Consider the following 21781-nt stretch of genomic DNA (forward strand, 5'->3'; position numbering starts at 1 on the left):
ACCTACTGATCGAAGAACGCGCTTGGCGCGACGCCGAACTGCCGCTTGAACATGGTCGAGAAGGCGCTGGGACTGGCATAGCCCAGCTCCAGCGCCACGTCCAGGATCTTCGCGCCCTCGGCCAGGCGTTCCAGCGCGGCCAGCAGCCGCGCCTGCTGGCGCCATTGGCCGAAGGTCATGCCGGTTTCGCGCACGAACAGGCGGTGCACGGTCTTGGCGTCCACGCCCAGGCGGTGCGCCCAGCCCTGGGCGGTGGTCTTGTCGTCGGGAGCGGCGACGATGGCCTCGCACACCGCCTGCAGGCGCGGCTCGGCGGGACGGGGCAGGCGCAGAGGCAGCGTGGGCAGCTGCCGCAGTTCGTCCAGCAGCAGCCGCATGACCCGGCCGTTGCGCGAGTCCTCGTCGTAGGGCCCCTGGATGTCGATCGCCGCCAGGATCAGCTCGCGCAGCAGCGGAGAGATTGCCATGACCGAGCAGTGGGGCGGCAATTGCCGGGAGGCCTCCGCGTGGATGTAGGCCGTGCGCATCCGTACCGCGCCCACCATGCGCAGTTCATGGCGCACCGAGGGCGGCATCCACAGGGCCCGGGTGGGCGGCACGACCCACCGGCCCATCTCGGTGTGCGCGACCACGACGCCATACAAGGCATAGACCAGTTGGCCCGATGGGTGCTGGTGCGGACCGGTGCGGTAGTCCGGCGGGAAGTCCTTGGCCATGGCCGTGACCGGCCGCTCGCGGCGGTCGTAGTCGTGGTAGTCGGGAAAAGGAGGGCTTTTGTCCATTTCTAGAAGGCGTGTGCCTTATTTTCGCAAGACAGACGCAATCTGGACAGGTACGCTTACGAAAATACGTAAAAACCCTGAGCCCATCGGGCATATCCAGAGACCCCATGCAAAGCGTCAACCCTGCCCAAGTTCCGCCCGCCCAGGCTGAACGCACCGGCTTCAAGATACTGGGCGCGATCAGCTTCTCGCACTTCCTGAACGACATGCTGCAGTCGCTGATCCTGGCGGTGTATCCGCTTTTGAAAAGCGAGTTCTCGCTGTCGTTCACGCAGATCGGCCTGATCACGCTGCTCTATCAGTTGACCGCCTCGCTGCTGCAGCCGCTGGTCGGCCTGTACACGGACCGCAATCCCAAGCCCTATTCTCTGCCCATGGGCATGGCGTGCAGCATGGCCGGCATCGTGCTGCTGGCCTTCGCGCCCAACTACGCCATGCTGCTGGTGGCGGCGGCGCTGCTGGGCACCGGATCGTCCATCTTCCATCCCGAATCGTCGCGCGTCGCGCGCCTGGTATCGGGCGGCCGCCACGGCCTGGCGCAGTCCATCTTCCAGGTGGGCGGCAACGCCGGCAGCGCCATGGGACCGCTGCTGGCCGCCTGGTTCATCATCCCGCGCGGCCAGGACAGCCTGGCGTGGTTCGCGCTGGCCGCGCTGCTGGCCATGGTCGTGCTCTACCAGGTGGGCGCCTGGTACAAGCGGCAGCACCTGTCCGGCCCGCGCAAGGCCCGGCCGGTGGCGCCCGCGCCCACGCTCAGCCGCGGGACCGTCACGGGCTCGATGGCCATCCTGCTCACGCTGCTGTTCTCCAAGTATTTCTACATGGCCAGCTTCACGAGCTATTACACCTTCTACCTGATGCACCGCTTCGACGTGTCGGTGCAGGCCGCGCAAATGCACCTGTTCGCCTTCCTGATCGCGGTCGCCCTGGGCACGATACTGGGCGGCCCCATCGGCGACCGCATCGGCCGCAAGAAGGTGATCTGGGGTTCCATCCTGGGCGTGGCGCCGTTCGCGCTCGTGCTGCCCTACGTGGACCTGGCATGGACCGGAGTCCTGAGCTTCGTAATCGGCCTGATCCTGGCGTCGGCCTTCTCCGCGATCCTGGTGTTCGCCCAGGAGCTGATGCCGGGCAAGGTGGGTACCGTGTCGGGCCTGTTCTTCGGCTTCGCCTTCGGCATGGGCGGCCTGGGGGCCGCGGTGCTGGGCAAGGTGGCCGACGTGACCAGCATCGAATACGTCTACCACCTGTGCTCGTTCCTGCCGCTGCTGGGCCTCTTGACCGCCTTCCTGCCGGACCTGGGCCGGTCGCGTGCCAAGCCGGTTCTGGCCAAGGCCTGATCGGCCATGTACCGGGCGCCGCGGCGCCATCTCATAATGCTACCCTGGTGGCGACACGCACGACTCTCCTGCCAGGGTTCCATGAAAAGTCTTCTGTTTGTCTTCGTCTTCGCGGCTGCGCTGAACGGCTGCGGCGTGGTGGCCGCGCCTTGCCGCATCGCCTCCGCCGGCCTCAAGATCGTCCCCGTGGTGGGCGACGTCGCCGCCGCGCCCACCGACGCCTGCGCCGCGGTGATCGATTGATGGACGCGCGCAAGGCACTCGTCCTGTTCTCCGGCGGCCAGGACTCCACGACCTGCCTGGCCTGGGCCCTGGACCGCTACGCCTTGGTCGAGACCGTGGGTTTCGACTACGGCCAGCGCCATCGCGTGGAACTCGACGCCCGCCGGAACGTGCTGCGCGAGATCCGCGCCCGCTTCCCGGACTGGTCACCCCGGCTGGGCGAGGACCACGCCATCGACCTGTCGGTGCTGGGCGCCCTGAGCGATACCGCGCTCACGCGCGACACCGAGATCAAGCTAACCGATGCCGGACTGCCCAACACCTTCGTCCCCGGACGCAACCTGGTCTTCCTGACCATGGCGGCGGCGCTGGCCTATCGCCGCGGGCTGGAGATCGTGGTCGGCGGCATGTGCGAGACCGATTTCTCCGGCTATCCCGATTGCCGCGACGATACCGTCAAGGCCCTGCAGGTGGCGGTGTCGCTGGGCATGGGGCAGCGCTTCACCTTCGAGACGCCGCTGATGTGGCTGGACAAGGCCCAGACCTGGCAGCTGGCCGAGGACCTGGGCGGGGACGCGCTGGTCGAGGTCGTGGCCGAGCACAGTCATACCTGCTACCTGGGCGATCGCAGCAAGCGATTCGATTGGGGCTACGGGTGCGGGACCTGCCCCGCCTGCGAACTGCGGGCGGCGGGGTATGGACGCTGGCGGCAGGCGCCGGGCGGCGAGTAGCGCGGCCTATTCGCCGAATACCTCGGCCAGTGTCGCGGCATCCAGGATGTTGACGGACCAGGTTTCCAGCTCGGCGTCCGAGGCGTCGCGCAAGCGCTGGATCGTGGCATCGGGCAGAGGGCCGAAGCGGCGGGCCAGGAGGCGTTCAAGCAGGGCGGACTCGCCTTGCCGGCGGCCCTGGACGAGGCCTTGTTCACGCCCTTGCTCGAGGCCCTGTTCAAGGCCCTGCTCAAGACCTCGCGCACGACCTTGTTCAAGGCCTTGCTCCATCCCTGTCCGGGTCGCGTAGGCCAGCGCCGCCGCATTGTCGGCGATCGCTTTTTCACGGGAGTACGCGCGCCAGCGTGCGTCCTCGTCCATGGTCAGGACTTTCAGCCTTCCGACCGCTTCACGCACCGGCTCGTGAGTGATGTCCTTCATGCCGGCTTCCTCCCATCCGTGCTGGAAGCACGCGACCCAGGCCGACAGCGCCGCCGGCAGGCACCCCAGGCGCTCCGCCTTGGGCAATTCGATTATATGCAACTGGAGCTCCTTGCCCAGTCGTATCGCGGGCTGGCGCCGGTCGCGCAATTCGAAGCGCCAGTCCGCCTGTTCGGGATCGTCGAACAGATCGTGCGCCAGGAAGTGAATGGCGATCGCCGGCTTGAGCAGTTCGTAGTCCTGGCCGCGCTGGATCTGCTCGGACAGCGTACGGGCCAGGTAGTAGGCGCTGCGGGCCGGCCAGCGCTCGTAGCGCCGCACCTGCATTTCGATGTTGTAGAGCTGGCCGGTCGCGTCGCGCGCATGCAGGTCCAGCACGATGGTCTTGCCGTCCAGATCACCGGCATCGATCTGCGGATTGAGGATGCGTTCGACGACGATCGGGGTCTCGTCGTGGCGCACGGCGTTGATCAGGTCGGCCAGCAGGTGCGGCGCCCGCGTGAACAGCAGCTTGAAGACCAGGTCGTTGCGCAGGTCGAGCAGAGGGGGAGATGCCCGCCGGGAGGGCGCTGCCGGCAGCGGATGCCCCGGTTCCGACAACATGAAGGACCCCGGTGGCGCGAACCAGGGCGCGGGGGAGGAAACGGAATCGGTAGAGGGCTGCATGGAAGGTCCTTGAAAGACCCCTTCACATTAGCCCGCAGGCTTCGTTCCAAGCAGCCGCCGGCCGAGGATTGCCCATGGGGAGTTGCACGTACGCGAGCACCCGTTCCGCCAGCTCTTGCCACTTGCTCGCCAAAAATGAATAATAAGAATCATTATCATTAAAGCGCGTTCATCCCGGACGCGGTGACGAGATGGCCGCGGGTTCCACGACAGCGCAGGATGGATTGCACACGCTTTATGCCAGCCACCATGGCTGGTTGGTGGGGTGGCTCAGGCGCCGGGTCGACAGCCCGGCCGACGCGGCCGATTTCGCGCAGGATACGTTCATGCGTCTCCTGGTGCGGCGCAGCCTGGCCGACCTGGGGCCCGAGCCTCGTGCCCTGCTGGTGCACATCGCCAAGGCGCTATTGGTGGACCACTGGCGCCACCAGGAGGTGGCGCGGCTGTACCGGGAAGCGTTGGCCGGTCAGCCCGAGCCGCTGGCTCCGTCGGCCGAGGCCCAGGCCAGTGTGCGCGAGGCACTGCTGCGCATCGACCGCATGCTGGGCGAGATGCCCGAACGCGTGCGGGTGGTGTTCCTGATGGCTCAGATCGACGGGCTGAAATACGCCGAGATCGCGCAGCGACTGGGCATGGCGGAGATATCCGTGAAGCGCCACATGCGCCGCGCCTTCATCGCCTGCATGGAGATGCTGTGAGCCGCGCCGACACGCCGCCCGACGCCCAGGTGTACGGCGAGGCCGCCGACTGGCTCGTGCGGCTGCAGGGGGGACCGCTGTCGCCGCAGGACATGCGCGAGCTGCTGGCCTGGCGCAGGCTGAGCCGCCGTCACGAAGAGGCCTGGCGCCGCGCCGAGGAAGTCCTTGGCATCCTGCGGCAGGTGCCGCCCGAACTGGGCCGGCAGGTGCTGCCCAAGCTGGCGGCGGGTGCCAGCGGGCGCACCCGCCGCCGTGTCCTGGCGGCGCTGGCGGGCATGGGTGTGATCCCGGCTGCCTGGATCGCGGCCCGCACCCAGGAGGCGCAGGTGTTCCTGGCAGATCATGCCAGCGGCGTCGGCGAGATCCGGGAGCTGTCGCTGCCGGACGGTACGCGCCTGGTCCTGAACACCCGGAGCGCGGTCGACGTGAAGTTCGACGCGCGCGAGCGCCGCCTGATCCTGCGCGCGGGCGAGATCCTGGTCGAGACCGCGCCTGATCGGGCCGTCGTCAAGCGCCCCTTCCTGGTGGAGACCGCGGATGGCCAGGCGCGTGCCTTGGGCACGCGCTACGCGGTGCGCCAGCTCGACGCGGCCACGGCAGTCTCGGTATACGACGGCCACGTGGCCTTGCGCCGCGCCGGGCAGGCCCAGTCCTTCACCGTCCTCGCGCCCGGCCAGTCCCTGCGTTTTTCGGCCGGCTGGAACAGCCCGGTGGGCGTGGCCGGGCCGGCGGACCTGGCCTGGCGCCAGGGCATGCTGGTCGCCAAGGACATGCGCCTGGACGCGCTGCTCGCGGAACTGGGACGCCATCGGCGCGGACTACTCTACAGCACGGCGGACGCAGCGTCGCTGCGTGTGTCGGGCGCCTTTCCGCTGCAGGATACCGACGCCGGCCTGGCGTTGCTGGCCAGGACCATGCCTGTCAGGGTCGTTCGCCGCACGCCCTACTGGGTCATGGTCGAGTACGACGCCCACTGATACTTTTCCGCGCCTCGTCCGGTATGGATAGGTACCCCGCTCATCGCGGCGGGGGACTGGACATACCCGACGAAGGAAATCATGCCGTCTCACGCGTTCCGCCCCCAGGAGGGCCCGCCAGCCCGTGCGCTGGCCGCCGCCCTGCTGGCCGTTTTTCTGCTCCTCGCCCCGGCTGCCGCCGTTCACGCGGCGGCCGGCGAGCCGCCCGGCCAGGCGAGCCGCGACTATGCCATCGGGCCGGGGCCGCTCGGGCATGTGCTGGCCGAGTTCGCGGCGCAGGCCGGCGTCGCGTTCTCGTTCGATGCCGACCAACTGGCCGGTATCCGCAGCCAGGGCTTGCGTGGGCCGTACACGGTGGAGGGCGGTTTCGCGGCCCTGCTGGCGGGTACGGGCTATGAGCTGGATGCGCGCGGCGGCGGCTACACGTTGAAGAAGACACCGGCAGACGCCAGCGAGATCGGCTACCTGCCGACGGTGCACGTCGAGGCCGATGCGATCCGGCCGGAAGATGCGCCCTATCGCACCGCCGGGTCGTCCAGCCATATCAGCCGCGACGACATCGAGCGCTTCCGCGGCACGTCGGTGGGCGACATCTTCCAGGGTACGCCGGGTGTGCTCGTGGGCGAGAACCGCAACAGCGGCGGGCTGGACATCAACATCCGGGGCATGCAGGGACAAGGCCGCGTGCCGGTGCTGGTCGACGGCGCGCGCCAGGAGACCACCGTCTACCGGGGCTATGCGGGCGTGTCCTCGCGCAGTTTCGTCGATCCTGACCTGATCGGCGGCATCGACATCAACAAGGGCCCCACGCTCAGTGCCCAGGGCGCAGGCGCCGTGGGCGGCCTGGTCAGCATGCGCACCCTGAACGCCGAGGACATCGTCCGGCGGGGAGAGAGCATAGGGCTGCGCATCCGCGGCACCGCCATCGGCAACAACAGCGGCTCGGCGTCCGCGCCGGGCACGCGCTCGGGCTACAACGTGGGCGGCATCCTGGGCGGCGGCGGGGGATACCGTACCGATTGCGCCAGCCCCAGCCTGTGCGCGGGCCATGAGTTGTCCGGCATCTACGGCACGAACGAGACCCTGGACCGGCCGGGCACCTTCGATCCCAAGGGCCATGCCGGCAGCGTGGCCTTCGCCAAGCGCTGGGAACAGGTCGACCTGGTCGCGGCCCACGCGCGCCGCAGCCAGGGCAATTACTACGCGGGCAAGCATGGGCCCACGCCGTGGGTGGACCTGTCCGAGACCTACGACCGCGGTTTCTATACCGAGATCGTGCCGCGCCTGGAAGGCGCCTCGCGCATCCGCGCCGGCGAACGCGTGGTCAACACCAACTACGACAGCGAATCGACACTGCTGAAGACGCGTTTCTACCTGCCCCACGACCAGGAGCTGGAGCTGAGCTACCTGCGCTACACCAGCACCTACGGGCAGCTCATGCCGTCGCAACTGATCTGGTTCGGCGTGGTGGAGCAGACCGAGAACAGCCAGGTCACCGCGAATACCTACACCGCCCGGTATCACTGGCAGCCTGCGGGTAGCGATTACGTCGACCTGCGCGCCAACCTGTGGATGACCGACACCGACAGCCTGAACCGGAACTATTCGAAGGCCGTGGCGCAACTGGGCGGCGAGTCGTACAACTCGGCCGAGAAATACAAGCGCCGGGGACTGGACCTGACCAATACCCTGCGCTTGCACCGCTGGGGCGAGATCAAGGTCGATTACGGCGCCTCGGGGCAGTGGGAAGACATAGGCACCACGGGCGACGACGAGAAGGCGCCCAAGTACTACTTCCGCAACGGATCGCGCAACGAGTACAGCCTGTTCGGCGCCGTGCAGTGGAAGCCGACGGGCAGCCTCACGTTCGACGCCGGCCTGCGCTACATGCGTTTCCGGTCGCAGGACGACAACGCGACGGTGATCGACAAGAACAGCCAGTACTGCTTCGACGACGACGGCGACGGGGAGTGCGACCCCGTCTACTACTCGAATCGGAAAAGCGGCACCACGCCCATGGCCAGCCTGACCTGGGAGCCGCTGGCGGGCCTGCAGTTCTACGCCAGCTATGCCGAGGCGCTGCGCATGCCCAGCCTGTTCGAGAGCTCGTCGGGATTCTCGGCGGCGCCGACCCTGGACAGCAACCTGCGCCCCGAACATGCCTACAACCGGGAGGTCGGCATCAACTACCTGAAGGACGGGCTCTGGAAAAGCCATGACAAGTTCCGCGTCAAGCTCGCCTACTTCCACAACACGGTCAGGGACTATCTGACGCGTACGATTCCCAACACGTGGGAGGACAACAGCACCGGCGTCAACGCGGGAATCTTCCGCATGCGTAACATCGACAGCGCCTCGTTCAACGGCATCGAGCTGTCCGGCTCGTACGACCTGGGCCGGTTCTTCACGCAGTTCGGCGCCACCGGCTACACCCGCATCCAGACCTGCCTGACCGGCAGCTACCGCCGCGTGACCTGCACCGACTACGGCATCGCGGCCAGCTACGTCAACAACATGATTCCGCCCAAGTGGCACGCCAGCCTGCTGGTCGGAACGCGCCTGCTGGACCGCCGGCTGACGCTGGGCCTGCGCGGAACGCTGATGGGCAAGCGCAACGCGGTCCCCACGTACGACGACCAGACCTCCACCGGGGGCATCGCCTACGCCGCGCCCGTGCAGTGGCACGCCTACCGGATCTTCGATTTCTTCGCCAGCTACAAGGTCAACGACCGCCTGAGCATCGATTTCAACATCGACAACCTGACCGACCGCTATTACCTGGACGCGCTCAGCCTGGGGCTGGTTCCGGCCCCGGGCCGCACCGCCAGGATGAGCGTCACGCTGCAGTTCTGATTCGCGCAAAGGAAATTCGCATCATGAGACCCGCATTCCGACATCTATTCCTGGGGCTGGGTACGGCCCTGCTGCTGGCCGCTTGCGGAGGAGGAGGCGACGACGGCCCGCGCGTCGCCGCGCCCACCGCTTCGATCTCCCCGGATCGTGCCTCGGTGGAAGTCGGCGCCACCGTGACGGTAACGGCTACGGCAAGCTCGCCCGGCGGCGGCGCGCTGACCTACCGCTGGTCGCTGGGCGGCAAGCCGGTCGGCAGCGATACCACGCTGTCGGGCGCCTCGACCAAGGCCACGTTCGTTCCCGATCAGCCCGGCAACTACGTGGTGCGGCTGGTCGTCAACGACGGCAACGCGGACAGCGGCACGGCCGAGACCATCGTGAAGGCCACGAGCCTCGATCCCGTGGCCAATGCCGGCGCGGACAGCAATACGCTGATCGGCGCCGTCCAGCTGGACGGCACCGGCAGCCAGCCGCCCGAGGGCGGCGACGCCAGCCGGCTGGTTTACCGCTGGACGCTGGTGCAGGTGCCCGATGGCAGCAAGGCGATGCTGGACCAGCCGGGCAACGTACGGCCCCGCTTCTCGGCCGACGTTCCGGGCGTCTACCGGGCGAGCCTGGTCGTGGCCTACGGCGAGCGTGTCAGCAGGGCCGACGAGGTCTCGGTCAACGTCGTGAAGGGCAACGTGCCGGCGGTGGTGGAGTTCTCGGTGAACGGCCAGTCGACGGGGATCAAGGTCGATCGCGGCAGCCAGGTGGTGCTGGATGCCTCGGCAACCTACGACCCGGACACGCCCGCCGACAAGAGCCGGCTGCAGTACCGGTGGAGCTTCTCGAACGATTTCAGCGGCTATGGCTCGACCGCGGTCATCGAGCATGCCGCCACGGCTCGCGCGGTGTTCACGCCCAACGTGGTCGGCAGCGTGGGGGTGACGCTGCGAGTGTTCGACGGGATATCGACAAGCGAGAAGAGCGTGCAGATCGGCGTCGTCAAACCCCAGGGAGAGGCCAATCTGGCGCCCGGCTTGATCAGCCCGCTGGTGCCCTATTCCAACAACACCTACGAGGCCGAGTTGGGCGCGCCGTTCCGGATGATCGGTTTCGGCGGTGCCTATGACCCGGACTACACCTATCCGTATCCCGCCTATGAATGGACGTGGATCAGCTATCCTGCGGAATGGGACCCGATCGCCAACTCGGTGCTGGACAAGGGCAACGAGAGCAATTTCACGCCGACGGTCAGGGGCGACTACACGATAGAGCTGCGGGTGCGCGATGCCGAGGGCGCCACCAGCAATGCGGTCAGGCAGACCTATACCGCGCTGCTGGGGGCCAATCGCGCTCCCACGGCCAGCGCCGCCATCAGCACCGGCAATACCTCGACCCTGATCGGCCGCCGCGTCACGCTGGACGGCGCCGGCAGCACCGATCCCGACGGCAACCGGCTGACCTATGCATGGACGCTGCTCGACCGGCCCGACGGCAGCACGGCCGAATTGCAGAACGCCAACACCGACAAGCCGACGATCACGCCGGACAAGGCCGGGCCCTACACCGCAGGCCTGAGGGTGACCGACAGCCACGGTTTCACGAGTCGGACCGTCTCGAAGGTGACCCTGCTGGCGAAGTCGCAGAACCACGCGCCCACGGTGCGCGTGGCCCCGACCTTGCCGTACAGCGCCGAGCAGCCCATGGTGCTGGGCCGGAACGGGACGCTCGCATACACCAACAGCGTGACGGGCTTGAACGAGACGCTGGAGACCTGGAACGGGTTCTCGTTGACGTCGAGCGCCTTCGATCCCGACGGCGACAAGCTCACCTATCTGTGGTCCGTGACGCAGGAGCCGGCCGGCAACGCGTTCAAGCTGCTGACCAATGGCGCATGCCAGAACGGCAGGAGCTATACCGATGCGTGGGGAGCGGCCAACAACGTGACGTGGGCGGCTTACTGGGCGGAGATCCTGGCCTACCGGACGTGGGACTGCGCCGACGTAGGCCTGGCGCCGTCGGTGCCGGGCAACTACACGCTGGAGCTCCTGGCCTACGATGGCACCGACCGGGTCGGTCCGTTCGCGGTCAGTGTTCCTGCCGTCGTGCGTTCCGGCTATCCCACGCTGCTGCTGGAGCAGGCGTCCACGCCCACCGCGTCGGATGCCACGGGGTTGACGCAGAAGCTGTTCCCGTTCAGCCCGTCCTACGCGCCGACGTTCTTCATGTGGTCGCCCGTCAGCAATCCGGAGGAGGCCGCCAAGCGCGGCAGCGGCGTGGCCTACTACCGGCTGACGGCGTACGATCGCGACTACACCATCACCGGCGTGGCGGTCAGCGCCACGGTGGGCGGATTCCAGCCGTCCTTCGGCGGCCTGGTGGACAATCAGATCGTCCGCAAGGGCGAGTCCATCGTCGTCGCCCTGAACCTGTCGGTGGATGCGGCAGCCGAGCCGGCAAGCGGTAACCACGAACGGCCGGTTTCGTGGACCTTCAGGGTGGCCGAACGTCCGGACTGGACCTTCCAGTACCAGCCGTCGGTCTTCTATTTCCGATGACGCTCCGGCCGTTTCCATGAGGTGTCTGCTGTCGTCATGCTTGCTGCTGGCGTGCATGAGCGTGGCAGCGCCCGTGCGCGCGGCCTCCGAGGCCGATTGGGAGGTCTCGTACGGCTCCGCCGTGCGGCAGTACGCCGCCGGCAACTACGTCCAGGCCGAACAGGAGGCCCGCCGGGCGCTCGCCCTGGCGCGCGTGGCCGGCGGCAGGAAAGAGCCCTTCGTCGCGAGCAGCCTGAACGCGCTGGCTTTGGCCCAACAGGCACAGGGGCGAGGCGAAGAGGCCGCCGGTCTGTTGCGGCAGGCGCTGGCTCTGAGCGAGCAGGCGCTGGGGGCGCATCCGAACACCGCCACGCTGGCGCTCAACCTGGGCAAAGCGCTCGATGTCCTGGGGCGCGCCGACGCCGCCCTGGTTCCCTATGAACGCGCCCTGGCGATCGCCGATGCCCGGCAGGATGACGAGGCCATGCTTCCGCTGCGGGCCCAGGCGCTGTCGGCGTTGGCGCGCGCGCATGCGGGACTGGGGCATGCCGACGAGGCGCGGGCCTACGACCGGCGGCTGGACGCGGATGCCGTCGCGCTGCCGCTTGCCGACCAGGCCGACGCGCTCGAGCGGCGGGCGCGTGCCAGCGTGGCCTCGGGCAATGCCGCGGCCGCCCGCGGCGCGTTCGAACAGGCGCTGGCTTTGCGGGGGCAAACGCCGGGGCCCGTGTCCCACGCCTGGACGCGCACCGCCATCGCCCTGGCGGACCTGCTCGATGGCCAGGGCCTGCACGAGCCGTCCGCCACATGGCGGCGACGTATCGTCGAGCATCTGGAACGGGATGATCCCCACAGCCTGGCGCTGGCGGCGCAGTTGAACGAACTGGCCATGGGCGAGCTGGCGCGCAAGGCCTATGGACCCGCGCGGGAACTGCTGGCTCGCGCCCTGCCCATCGTCGAGGCCCGTACGGGACCGGGCAGCCTGGATACCGCGCGCGTGGTGGCCAACCAGGCGCTGGTGCTGGAGGCGCAAGGCGACCCGGGCCAGGCGCAGCCCCTGCATGCGCGTGCGCTGGAGATCTATCGTGAACAGGGGGAGGTGCCGGAGGCCTTGCTGGGCCAGGCGCGGGCCTTGAACTACCTGGCGGCGCATGTCTATCGCCAGCGGCGCTTCGGCCAGGCCGAGCCGATGTTCCTGGAAGCTCTGGGGTTGGCCGACCGGGCGGTGGGGTCGGAGGACGTGCGCCTGCTGCCCTTGCTGCTGAATCTCGAGGCGCTCTACCGGAGCCAGGGCCGGATGGCCGAAGCCGGCCGCTATGGTGAGCGGGCCGCGCGGCTGCGCTCGCTGGCGCAAGGCGAGCCATGATCGCGCATGGTCCGCCTTGGCCTTACTTGGGCAGGACCACGTTGCGCGGCTTGCCCGCGACGAAGGCTTCCAGGTTGTCCACCAGTTGGTCGGCCAGCGTCTGCATGGCTTCCTGACTGGCCCAGGCGACGTGCGGGGTCAGGATGAAATTGGGGTGCCCGACGTGCAGCAGCGGATTGGCGTCGGTGGGCGGTTCGCCGTCGGCCACGTCGAAGCCGGCACCGGCGATGGTGCCGGCGCGCAGGGCCTCGGCCAGCGCCGCCTCGTCCACCAGCCCGCCGCGGGCGGTGTTGATGAGCAGCGCGGTGGGCTTCATGGATGCCAGCTCGGCGCGGCCGATCATGTTGCGAGTGGCCGCGCTGAGCGGCAGGTGCAGCGTGACGACGTCCGCGGTGCGCAGCAGTTCCGGCAGGGGCAGGTTCACGATACCTGGCTCGTCCACCGGCGAGCGGCTGGCGACGCAGATCTCCATGCCGAAGGCGCGGCCCAGCGCGGCCACGGACCGTCCCAGCGCGCCGTAGCCCACGATGCCCAGCCGGCTGCCGGCCAGGTCGCGGATGGGATAGTCGAGGAAGCAGAACTGCTGCGACCGCTGCCACTTGCCGGCTTCGACGTCGGCGGCATAGGCGCGCAGGTTGCGGCGCAGCGCCAGGATGAGCGCGAAGGTGTGCTCGGGCAGTGAGGCCGTGGCGTAGTTGCGGATGTTCGACACGACGATGCCGCGTTCCTGGCAAGCGGCCAGGTCGATGATGTCCGTGCCCGTCGCCGCCACGGCGATCATCTTCAGCGCCGGCAACTGGTCCAGTTCGGCGCGGCGCAGCGGCACCTTGTTGGTGACCGCGATGGACGCATCCTTCAATCGCGCCACCACCTCGTCGCGGGACGTGATCTCGTGATCGACCCAGGCGTGGGGGAAGGCGGGCGGCCGGATGGTGGCCTGCAGGCTGGCCCGGTCCAGGAAGACGATCTTGTGCGTGAACGACGACATGAGAAGCCCTCTATGGATGGATCCCCCCTACGCGCTTCGCGCGCCCCTCCGAGGGGCGGCACTGGCGGACCGGCTGAGCCGGATCCGCTGTGCCCCGGATGGGTATCCAGCAGGTGATGATCCGCTCGCCGCCAGAGCGGAAGGCAAATTGCCGTTCCGCTCCCGCGCCAGCGTGTGGGAAGACTACTTCAGCAGCGACTGGCGATAGGCGTCGATGTCGCCGATGGGACGGCGCGCGACGCCCGAATCCATCGCGGCCAGTGCGACGGCGGACGCGACTTCGCTGATCAGGCGGGGATCGAACGGCGTGGGAATGAAGTAGTCGGGGCCGAATTCCAGCTTGTGGTTGGGATAGGCCTTGGCGACTTCAGGCGGGATGGGCTGCTGTGCAAGATTGGCGATGGCGTTCACGCAGGCGAGCTTCATCTCGTCGGTGATGCGCATGGCCTCCACGTCCAGCGCGCCGCGGAACAGGAAGGGGAAGCAGAGGACGTTGTTGACCTGGTTCGGGTAGTCCGAACGTCCCGTCGCGATCAGGCAGTCCGAGCGGACGGCGCGGGCCACTTCCGGACGGATCTCGGGTTCGGGATTGGCCAGCGCCAGGATCAGGGGGCGCAGCGCCATGGTCGAGACCATTTCCGGCGTCAGCAGTCCGGCGGCGGAGCAACCCAGGAAGACATCGGCGTCCTTGACCGCGTCGGCCAGCGTGCGCGCGGTGCTGGTGGTGGCATAGCGCGACTTGTTGAACTCCATCGACGCGTCGCGGCCTTCGTAGACCACGCCCTTGGAATCCACCAGCAGGATGTTCTCCTTCCTCAGCCCCTGGCGCACCAGCAGGTCCAGGCAGGCGATGGCCGCGGCGCCGGCGCCCGAGCAGACCAGCTTGACCTGGTCCAGCGACTTCTCGGCCAGCTTCAGGCCATTGACGATGCCGGCGGAGGCGACGATGGCCGTGCCGTGCTGGTCGTCGTGGAAGACCGGGATCGACATGCGCTCGGTCAACTTGCGCTCGATGTAGAAGCACTCGGGCGCCTTGATGTCCTCGAGATTGATGCCGCCGAACGTGGGCTCCATCATCGCGATGGCGTCGACCAGCTTGTCGGGGTCCGTCTCGGCCAGCTCGATGTCGAAGACGTTGATGCCCGCGAACTTCTGGAACAGGCAGGCCTTGCCTTCCATGACCGGCTTGGCGGCGTACGGGCCGATGTTGCCCAGGCCGAGCACGGCGGTGCCGTTCGAGATGACCGCCACCAGGTTCGAGCGCGAGGTGTAGTAGCGCGTGGACTGCTGGTCGTTGGCGATGGCTTCGCACGCGGCGGCGACGCCGGGCGAATAGGCCAGCGACAGGTCGTGCTGGTTGTCGAGCGGCTTGGTGGGGACGACGGAGATCTTTCCGGGAATGGGGAACTGATGATAGGCGAGCGCCTGATCGGTAAGCGAGGAATCCATTGTTTTATATGTAGAACAGTAGCGGCACGTGAACGAACATTGTATGCCCGGTTGAGCATGGCACGGCGCTCGAGCTGGCTCTCCGGGGCAGGCGCGGTGGGAGCATTGGCGGCCGTGCGGGCATGGCGTGGCCGGGGTCGATGCGCATCGCAACGATCATGCGGCGCAGCATCGCGTGGCATGGCCCTGGTCCGGATGGAAAGGTGTGCGGATGCCATGGCGTGGGCCGACCGCGCCCGTGCAAAGGGATGCTGCGTTACAGCAAACCAGCGCGGCCAAGGTCCTGGCATCGGGTCGTACGTGACGGCGCGGGTGATAGTTGCGGAGAGGCAACTATCACCCGGCCAGGGGCGCGGGTCACAGCGCGCGAAGCATGCGGGTCAGCCGCACCTTGTAGGCGGCGCGGATGTGTTCCCGTGTGATGCGTTCGGCAAGATCGGGGTCGCGCTGCTCCAGCGCCGCCACCATTTCCTGGTGTTCGCGCGAACTGCTGTCGGCGCGACCCGGAATGGTCAAGGTGGTGGGACCCAGCAGCGCCATCGATTCCTGCAGCGAATTGAGCGTCTTCAGCAGATAGCGGTTGTGAGCGCAGCGGTACAGCGTGTCATGGAAGAAGCGGTTGTTGATCGCGAGCTGCTCGGGCTGGCCGGCCAGGTGGGCATCGCGGTCGGCGATCTCCCGCAGGGCCGAGACTTCCACGTCGGAGGCGTGGCGCGCGGCCAGCCGCGCGGCCGTGCCTTCCAGCACCTCGCGCATGACGTACAGTTCGTTGACCATGCTCTGATCGAGCTCGGTCACGATGAGTCCGCGGCCGGATTCGTTCACGACGAGCCCTTCGTTCTCCAGGCGGCTCAGGGCCTCGCGCACGGGCGTGCGGCTCAGGCCCAGCAGCTCGGCCAGTTCGATCTCGCGCAACCGCGTGCCGGGAGCCAGTTCGCCGGTGTGGATGGCGGTGCGCACATACTGGTAGGCCTGCTCGCCGCGCGAGCACGAGGTCTGTCCCAGGCTCTTCGCGCTGGGCACGGCGGGAGCCGCTTTCTTTCTGGGCATGGACGGCGGAATGGCGGGTGGCAAAGCAGGGATCATAACCAAGTCCGTCCCCTGCCCTGGCCCGCCGCTCCCGTTCAAGGCGAAGCCGTCGTGGCCTTGGAAGGCTTGAGCAGCTTGCCCCAGCGTTTGATCTCCTCGCGCACGAAGCGGTCGAATTCCTCCGGTGATGACACGCGCACCTCTCCGTCGATGACCTCGAATCGCTTGGCCACCTCCGGATCCGCGAGGCTGATGCGCAGCGCGCCGTTGATCTTGTCGATGATCGGCTTGGGCGTGCCGGCCGGCGCGAACATGCCCCACCACACCACCGCCTCGAAATCCTTGACGCCCTGTTCGGCGATGGTCCGGATGTCGGGCGCCGACTGCAGGCGCCGCAGTCCGCTCGTGGCCAGCAGCTTGGCCCGCTTGCTGTCCAGGTGGGGCTTGATCTGCGACAGGCCGGTGAACGCGAGATCCACGTGGCCGCTGGCGACGTCGAGCATGGCGGGTCCGGCGCCGCGGTACGGCACGTCCAGGATGTTGGCGTGGGTGGCGGCCTTGAACAGCTCGGTGGCCATGTGCGAGGCGGATCCCTCGCCCGAGGTGGCGATGGTCAGCTTGCCCGGCTGCCTGGCGGCCAGCTCCAGCAATTGGGGGATGTCGTTGGCGGGCAGGTTGGCGCGCGCGGCCAGGCCCATCGCATAGGTGATGACCAGGCCGATGGGCGCGAAATCGTCGGGCGTCCGGTAGGGCAGCCTGGGCAGCAGCGTGGGATTGGTGGCGAAGCTGGGGCTGACGATCAGCAGCGTATAGCCGTCGGGTTCGGCCTTGGCGACGGCTTCGGTGCCCGTCACGGTATTGCCGCCGCCGCGGTTGTCGATGATGACCGGCTGCTTGAGGGTGGCCGACAGCTTGTCGGCGAAGGCGCGGGCGATGAAATCGCCGCCGCCGCCCGCGGCGAACGGAACCACGATGCGGACGGGTTTTTCGGGATAGTGGTCGGCCGGCGCGGCGTGGCCGGGCAGGGCGAAAGCGGCCAGACAGACCGCTGCGCCGAATGCGTGCTTCATGTCTCCTCCTGAGGGGGCCGGGGTTCGCGCCCGTGGCGCCGCCGCAGGCGGTGGTCGGGCACTATCGGTATTCGTTTGAATACAATTGTGCACGCACGTATCCAGGAAGTAAACTGGCAAGGTCGAATCCTGTTCCGGCCGCTCGACCATGCAAAGTCCACTCGAAGTCCTGAACCGCTATCGTCCCCATGACGGGACCCTGCACGATGCCTTCCTGAGCCGGTGCGTCGACCGCGCCGCGGAACCCTTCCTGATCCAGGACGGCGAGTGCTGGACCTGGGCCGAATTCGGCCGGCGCTACGAACACCTGGCCCGGGTCCTGGCCGCGCGGGGAACAGGTCCCGGCTCGCGCGTGGCGGTGGCCGGACGCAACGACAAGGCGCACGTGCTGGCGCTGTTCGCGCTGGCCCGGCTGGGGGCCACCATGGTGCCGGTCAATCCGGATTTCGGTCCGCGCGAGATGGACTATGCGCTGCGGCACGCCCAGGTGCAGGGCATCCTGGCCGAGACACGCCTTCTTGACCTGGTGCGGCCGATCGCCGCCGCGTTGCCGGCGCCTGCCTGGCTGATGACGACAGACGGCCCGCAGGACGATGCCGGATCGCTGGCCGCCGCGCTGGCGCAGCCGGTGGACGAGGCGCCGCTGCCCGTTCCGGCACCATCCGATACCTGCGTCATCATCTACACGTCCGGCACCACGGGGTTTCCCAAGGGCGTCATGCACAGCCAGTACAACCTCGTGACCGCCGGCGAGGCCAACGTCGCGCGCGTGCACCTGCAACCGGACGACAGGCTGATGATCATCCTGCCGTTCTTCCACATGAATGCGCTGTTCTACTCGGTGGGCGGCGTGCTGGCGTCCGGGGCGGCGATGATCCTGGTGCCGCGCTTTTCCGCCTCGACCTTCTGGCAGGTGGCGGCCGACAACGGCGCCACGGTGGTCAACATCATCGAGGCCATCGGCACCATCCTGGCCTCCCGCGACCGGCGCGAGTACCGGCCCGATCACCGCCTGCGCGTGGTGTATGGCGTGCGCAGGAAATCCGCGCCCGCGTTTCGCGATGAATTCGGGGTGCCACACCTGTTTTCGGGATTCGGCATGACCGAGATCCCCGGCGTCACCTGCAATCCCTACGACGGACCGGACAAGCCGGGCAGCATGGGCGTGGTGGCCGCGCACCCGGATCCGGCCCGGCCCTGGGCGCGCTGCCGGGTGGTCGACGACGCCGGCCGCGACGTGGGCGTGGACGAGGTGGGCGAGCTTTGGGTGGCCACGCCCATCGTCATGCAGGGCTATTTCCGCGACCCCGAACAGACCCGCCAGGCCTTCGACGGCGAGTGGCTCAAGACAGGCGACCTGGTCCGGCGCGATGCCGACGGTTTCTTCTTCCACGTCTCGCGCAAGAAGGACATCATCCGGCGCCGCGGCGAGAACATCGCCGCCGCCGAACTCGAGATGGTCATCAACGAGCACCCCGCCGTGTTCGAGGCGGCGGCCCTGGCCGTGCCCTCCGAACTGGGCGAGGACGAGATCCTGGTGGTGGTGGCGCCGCGCCCGGGCGTCTCGCTGGCCGAGGCCGAGGTGGCGCAGTGGTGCCGCGACAGGCTGGCCGCCATCAAGGTGCCGCGCTACGTGGCGCTGCTGCCCGAGCTGCCGCACACGCCCACGCACAAGATCGCCAAGAACCTGCTGCGCGAGGATCCCGCCGTCAAGGAACGGACCGTGGACCTGCAAGCCTGAACCCATCGCCCGCCCGCCGCGGGCACAATGCGAACCGGACCCCGAAGGAGACACGACCCATGGCCAAGCGCAAGCAACTCAAGACCGACATCTGCTGGAGCACCGAAGACAAGATCACCATCAAGGGGCTGGACCTGTGCCAGGACATCATGGGCAAGGTGTCGCTGGGCGACATGGCCTTTCTGGAAATGATGGACCGCCTGCCCAACGAGCGCGAGTCGCGCGTGTTCAACGCACTGGCGGTGATCCTGGTCGAGCATGGCATGACGCCCAGCGCCATCGTGACCCGCATGACGCTGGCGGGCGCGCCCGAGGCCATGCAGGCCGCGGTGGCGGCCGGGCTGAGTGGCCTGGGCAGCGTGTTCGTCGGCAGCATGGAGAACGCCGCCCGCATGCTGCAGGAGGCGTTGCCGGACCCGGCCCAGCCCGGCGACATCGCGGCCCTGGCCGCCCGCATCGTCGACGAGCACGCGGCGCGCGGCCGCACGGTGCCGGGCATCGGCCACCATATCCACAAGCCGGTCGATCCGCGTGCCCCGCGGCTGTTCGAGATCGCCGGCGAGAACGGTTTCGGCGGCCCCTACGTGGCGCTGATGCAGGCGGTGGCCGAGGCGGCGCAGGCCCGGCTGGGCAAGAGCCTGCCGGTCAACGCCACTGGTGCCATCGCCGCGGTCGCCAGCGAACTGGGTATTCCCTGGCGCGTGGTCCGTGGCATAGGCGTCATGTCGCGCGCCATCGGGCTGGTGGCGCACGTGCTGGAAGAACTGCGCGAGCCGATGGCGCGGGAGATCAAGGCCATGGTCGAGGAAGAAGCCACCGCGCATCTGCGCTGATCTCCGTTCGCCGCGTCCAGGTCCGCCTCGAGGGGCGGACTTTTTTTCGTCCGTAACCCGGATGTCATGTAGGTCTTTTAACCTCGCGCTCGGTCAAGCTGACTAGCAGCTTAATGCCGTCTTTCCACACCACGAGGTTTGAATGTCCTACCTGACAGATAAATTGCGCGCTCCGTCTCGCGAGGCGCAGGGAGAAGTCACCGTTCCCGGCCAGATGTTCGACGAGATCGTCGCCGCCAACCCCGCACGCCGCACGCTGCTTCGGAACAGCTTCGGTCTGTCGATCCTGTCGGTCTTCGGCGCCACGACGCTTGCCGCCTGTGGCAGCGATGGCGATTCCGCGCCCGCGCCGGGCGGCGGCGGAGGCGGTGGCGGCGGTACCGATCCGGTCGGCCCCGACTACTCGGTCAAGTTCGAGCGGCTGGCGGACAAGATCACGGAGGACACCGTGACCGTGCCCAAGAACTATCAGGTGCAGGTCCTGTACTCGGCCGGCGACAAGTGCGAGGCGGGTTCCGCCGGATACGCCGGCACGCCCCAGTCGTGGCCGGACACCGAGACGCAGGCCGGCGGCCAGCACGATGGCATGCATTACTACGCGCTGGACGGCGTCGACCCCAACAAGGGCGGCCTGCTGGTCCTGAACCACGAAAGCACCGATAACGCCACGCTGAACCTGACCGTGGAAGGCACCAAGACGCGGCTGTCGAACGTCGGCGTCTCGGTCGTCGAGATCGCGCGCGGCGAAGACGGCACGTGGTCGGTCAAGGCCAACTCCCGCTACAACAAGCGCTATACCGGCAACACCGTCTACAACGTCGGCGGTCCGGCCGCCTCGGCGGTCAACGGCACCCGCAAGGTGGTGGGCACGCTGAACAACTGCGCCAGCGGCCCGACGCCTTGGGGCACGTACCTGACCTGCGAAGAGACGACCGACAACTACCTGGATCCCACGCAGGACGAGAAGGGCTACGGCTGGGTGGTCGAGATCGACCCCTACACGCCGACCTCGACCGCGGTCAAGCGCACCGCCATGGGCCGCTTCGATCACGAGAACACCGCCTACATGACGGACGAGGCCAACCGCGTCGCGTTCTATATGGGCGACGACGGCACGCCGGGCTGCATCTACAAGTTCATCCCCAGCAAGGCCTACGATCCCAAGAACCGCGCCGCCAACCTGAACCTGCTGGACGAAGGCACGCTGTACGCCGCCCGCTTCAACGACGACGGCACCGGCAACTGGGTCGAGCTGACGCACGGCAAGAACAACCTGACGCTGAACGCCATCGACCCGGGCAACTACACGCAGACCGCCCCGGACCAGCCGCCCCGGCCCACCATCGTCAATTTCGCCAGCCAGGCCGACGTGCTGATCGACACCAAGGTCGCCGCGCGCGTGGCCGGCGCCACGCTGATGGACCGTCCCGAGTGGATCACGGTGGGCGTGGACAAGACCGTCTATTGCACGCTGACCAACAACGGCAGTCGCAAGCGCACCAGCGCCGCCAACCCGCGCATCAGCAACTCGCACGGCCACATCGTGCGCTGGAAGGAGCGCGGCGATTCCCCGCTGGCCACGACCTTCGAATGGGAACTGCTGCTGCTGGCCGGCCAGGATCCGGCGGACGGCGCCGCGGCCAACGTGACCGGCAACATCAAGGGCGACGAGTTCTCCAGCCCCGACGGCATCCGCGTCGATCCCCAGGGCCGCCTGTGGGTGCAGACCGACTCGGGCACGGGCTCGAACATCACCGACATCTTCGGCAACAACTCGATGTACTACGTCGACCAGGAAACGGGCGAATCCAAGCGCTTCCTGGTGGGCCCCAAGGGCTGCGAGATCACGGGCATCGCCTACACGCCCGACCTGGCGACCTTCTTCATCAACATCCAGCACCCGAACGGCGTGTGGAACACCAAGCGCGCCGGCGGCGGCGACGCGCGGTCCGCCACGATCGTGGTCAGCCGGAAGGACGGCAAGCCTGTGGGCGCCTGAACAATCAAGGAGGGGGCGCGTTGCCCGCGGTTCGCGGCGCACCCCCATTTACAGCCCGGATGGCCTGGCCATCCGGGTTTTTTTTCTTGAACGGA

General features: G+C 68.0%; 16 protein-coding genes and 1 pseudogene. 11 read left to right on the forward strand and 6 right to left on the reverse strand.

Annotated features, from left to right (window positions below; all coding sequences use genetic code 11):
• Positions 1 to 2 precede the first annotated feature (2 nt).
• Positions 3 to 782 carry an AraC family transcriptional regulator gene (locus EV675_RS05635; RefSeq protein WP_130356364.1) on the reverse strand — a complete coding sequence of 260 codons (780 nt, stop codon included), beginning with the start codon at positions 780 to 782 and terminating at the stop codon, positions 3 to 5.
• A gap of 107 nt (positions 783 to 889) precedes the next feature.
• Here EV675_RS05635 and EV675_RS05640 point away from each other — a divergent pair, with 107 nt between their 5' ends.
• From EV675_RS05640 to queC, 3 genes are all read left to right on the forward strand, one after another.
• On the forward strand, positions 890 to 2122 hold the full coding sequence (locus EV675_RS05640) for an MFS transporter (protein WP_130356365.1): 1233 nt from the start codon (positions 890 to 892) through the stop codon (positions 2120 to 2122).
• A gap of 81 nt (positions 2123 to 2203) precedes the next feature.
• Positions 2204 to 2365, forward strand: a complete 162-nt coding sequence (locus tag EV675_RS29665; RefSeq protein ID WP_165404447.1) for a DUF6726 family protein — start codon at positions 2204 to 2206, stop codon at positions 2363 to 2365.
• Positions 2365 to 3075 carry a 7-cyano-7-deazaguanine synthase QueC gene (gene queC, locus EV675_RS05645; protein WP_130356366.1) on the forward strand — a complete coding sequence of 237 codons (711 nt, stop codon included), beginning with the start codon at positions 2365 to 2367 and terminating at the stop codon, positions 3073 to 3075. The genes EV675_RS29665 and queC overlap by 1 nt, the downstream gene beginning before the upstream one ends.
• 6 nt (positions 3076 to 3081) lie before the next feature.
• On the opposite strand, the gene EV675_RS05650 is transcribed toward queC, so the two are convergent.
• Positions 3082 to 4161: an Rpn family recombination-promoting nuclease/putative transposase gene (locus EV675_RS05650; protein ID WP_207221915.1), complete on the reverse strand. Its 1080-nt coding sequence runs from the start codon at positions 4159 to 4161 to the stop codon at positions 3082 to 3084.
• A gap of 191 nt (positions 4162 to 4352) precedes the next feature.
• Here EV675_RS05650 and EV675_RS29670 point away from each other — a divergent pair, with 191 nt between their 5' ends.
• The 5 genes from EV675_RS29670 (at position 4353) to EV675_RS05670 (ending at position 12577) form a co-directional block, all read left to right on the forward strand.
• The gene (locus EV675_RS29670) at positions 4353 to 4859 is read left to right on the forward strand and encodes a sigma-70 family RNA polymerase sigma factor (RefSeq protein WP_165404448.1); all 507 of its coding nucleotides are present in this window, start codon (positions 4353 to 4355) and stop codon (positions 4857 to 4859) included.
• Positions 4856 to 5836: a FecR domain-containing protein gene (locus tag EV675_RS05655; protein ID WP_165404449.1), complete on the forward strand. Its 981-nt coding sequence runs from the start codon at positions 4856 to 4858 to the stop codon at positions 5834 to 5836. The genes EV675_RS29670 and EV675_RS05655 overlap by 4 nt, the downstream gene beginning before the upstream one ends.
• An 81-nt stretch (positions 5837 to 5917) precedes the next feature.
• Positions 5918 to 8689, forward strand: coding sequence for a TonB-dependent receptor (locus EV675_RS05660; RefSeq protein ID WP_130356369.1), 2772 nt, complete (start codon positions 5918 to 5920; stop codon positions 8687 to 8689).
• 23 nt (positions 8690 to 8712) lie between these two features.
• The gene (locus tag EV675_RS05665; protein WP_130356370.1) at positions 8713 to 11232 is read left to right on the forward strand and encodes a PKD domain-containing protein; all 2520 of its coding nucleotides are present in this window, start codon (positions 8713 to 8715) and stop codon (positions 11230 to 11232) included.
• A gap of 16 nt (positions 11233 to 11248) precedes the next feature.
• Positions 11249 to 12577, forward strand: coding sequence for a tetratricopeptide repeat protein (locus EV675_RS05670; RefSeq protein ID WP_165404450.1), 1329 nt, complete (start codon positions 11249 to 11251; stop codon positions 12575 to 12577).
• 22 nt (positions 12578 to 12599) lie between these two features.
• Here the strand turns inward: EV675_RS05670 and EV675_RS05675 are convergent, their stop codons facing one another.
• The 4 genes and pseudogenes from EV675_RS05675 to EV675_RS05690 all read right to left on the reverse strand — a co-directional run bounded on the left by EV675_RS05675 (position 12600) and on the right by EV675_RS05690 (position 17113).
• Entirely contained in the window at positions 12600 to 13565 is a 966-nt protein-coding gene (locus EV675_RS05675) for a D-2-hydroxyacid dehydrogenase (protein WP_130356372.1), read from the reverse strand.
• Positions 13566 to 13757: 192 nt separating this feature from the next.
• Positions 13758 to 15014, reverse strand: a pseudogene (locus EV675_RS05680) (malic enzyme-like NAD(P)-binding protein); the annotation flags it as partial.
• Positions 15015 to 15371: 357 nt separating this feature from the next.
• Positions 15372 to 16064 carry a GntR family transcriptional regulator gene (locus EV675_RS05685; RefSeq protein WP_130357920.1) on the reverse strand — a complete coding sequence of 231 codons (693 nt, stop codon included), beginning with the start codon at positions 16062 to 16064 and terminating at the stop codon, positions 15372 to 15374.
• A gap of 74 nt (positions 16065 to 16138) precedes the next feature.
• Positions 16139 to 17113, reverse strand: a complete 975-nt coding sequence (locus tag EV675_RS05690) for a Bug family tripartite tricarboxylate transporter substrate binding protein (protein ID WP_165404451.1) — start codon at positions 17111 to 17113, stop codon at positions 16139 to 16141.
• A gap of 148 nt (positions 17114 to 17261) precedes the next feature.
• Here EV675_RS05690 and EV675_RS05695 point away from each other — a divergent pair, with 148 nt between their 5' ends.
• The 3 genes from EV675_RS05695 to EV675_RS05705 all read left to right on the forward strand — a co-directional run bounded on the left by EV675_RS05695 (position 17262) and on the right by EV675_RS05705 (position 21686).
• Positions 17262 to 18854, forward strand: a complete 1593-nt coding sequence (locus EV675_RS05695) for a class I adenylate-forming enzyme family protein (RefSeq protein ID WP_130356375.1) — start codon at positions 17262 to 17264, stop codon at positions 18852 to 18854.
• A gap of 59 nt (positions 18855 to 18913) precedes the next feature.
• Complete coding sequence (locus EV675_RS05700; protein ID WP_130356376.1) at positions 18914 to 19687, forward strand: citryl-CoA lyase; 774 nt, start codon at positions 18914 to 18916, stop codon at positions 19685 to 19687.
• Positions 19688 to 19829: 142 nt separating this feature from the next.
• A complete protein-coding gene (locus tag EV675_RS05705) occupies positions 19830 to 21686 on the forward strand; it encodes a PhoX family protein (protein ID WP_130356377.1) in 1857 nt (618 codons plus the stop codon).
• The last annotated feature ends 95 nt before the right edge of the window (positions 21687 to 21781 follow it).

Source organism: Pigmentiphaga kullae, from assembly GCF_004216695.1.
GTDB classification, from domain to species: domain Bacteria; phylum Pseudomonadota; class Gammaproteobacteria; order Burkholderiales; family Burkholderiaceae_B; genus Pigmentiphaga; species Pigmentiphaga kullae.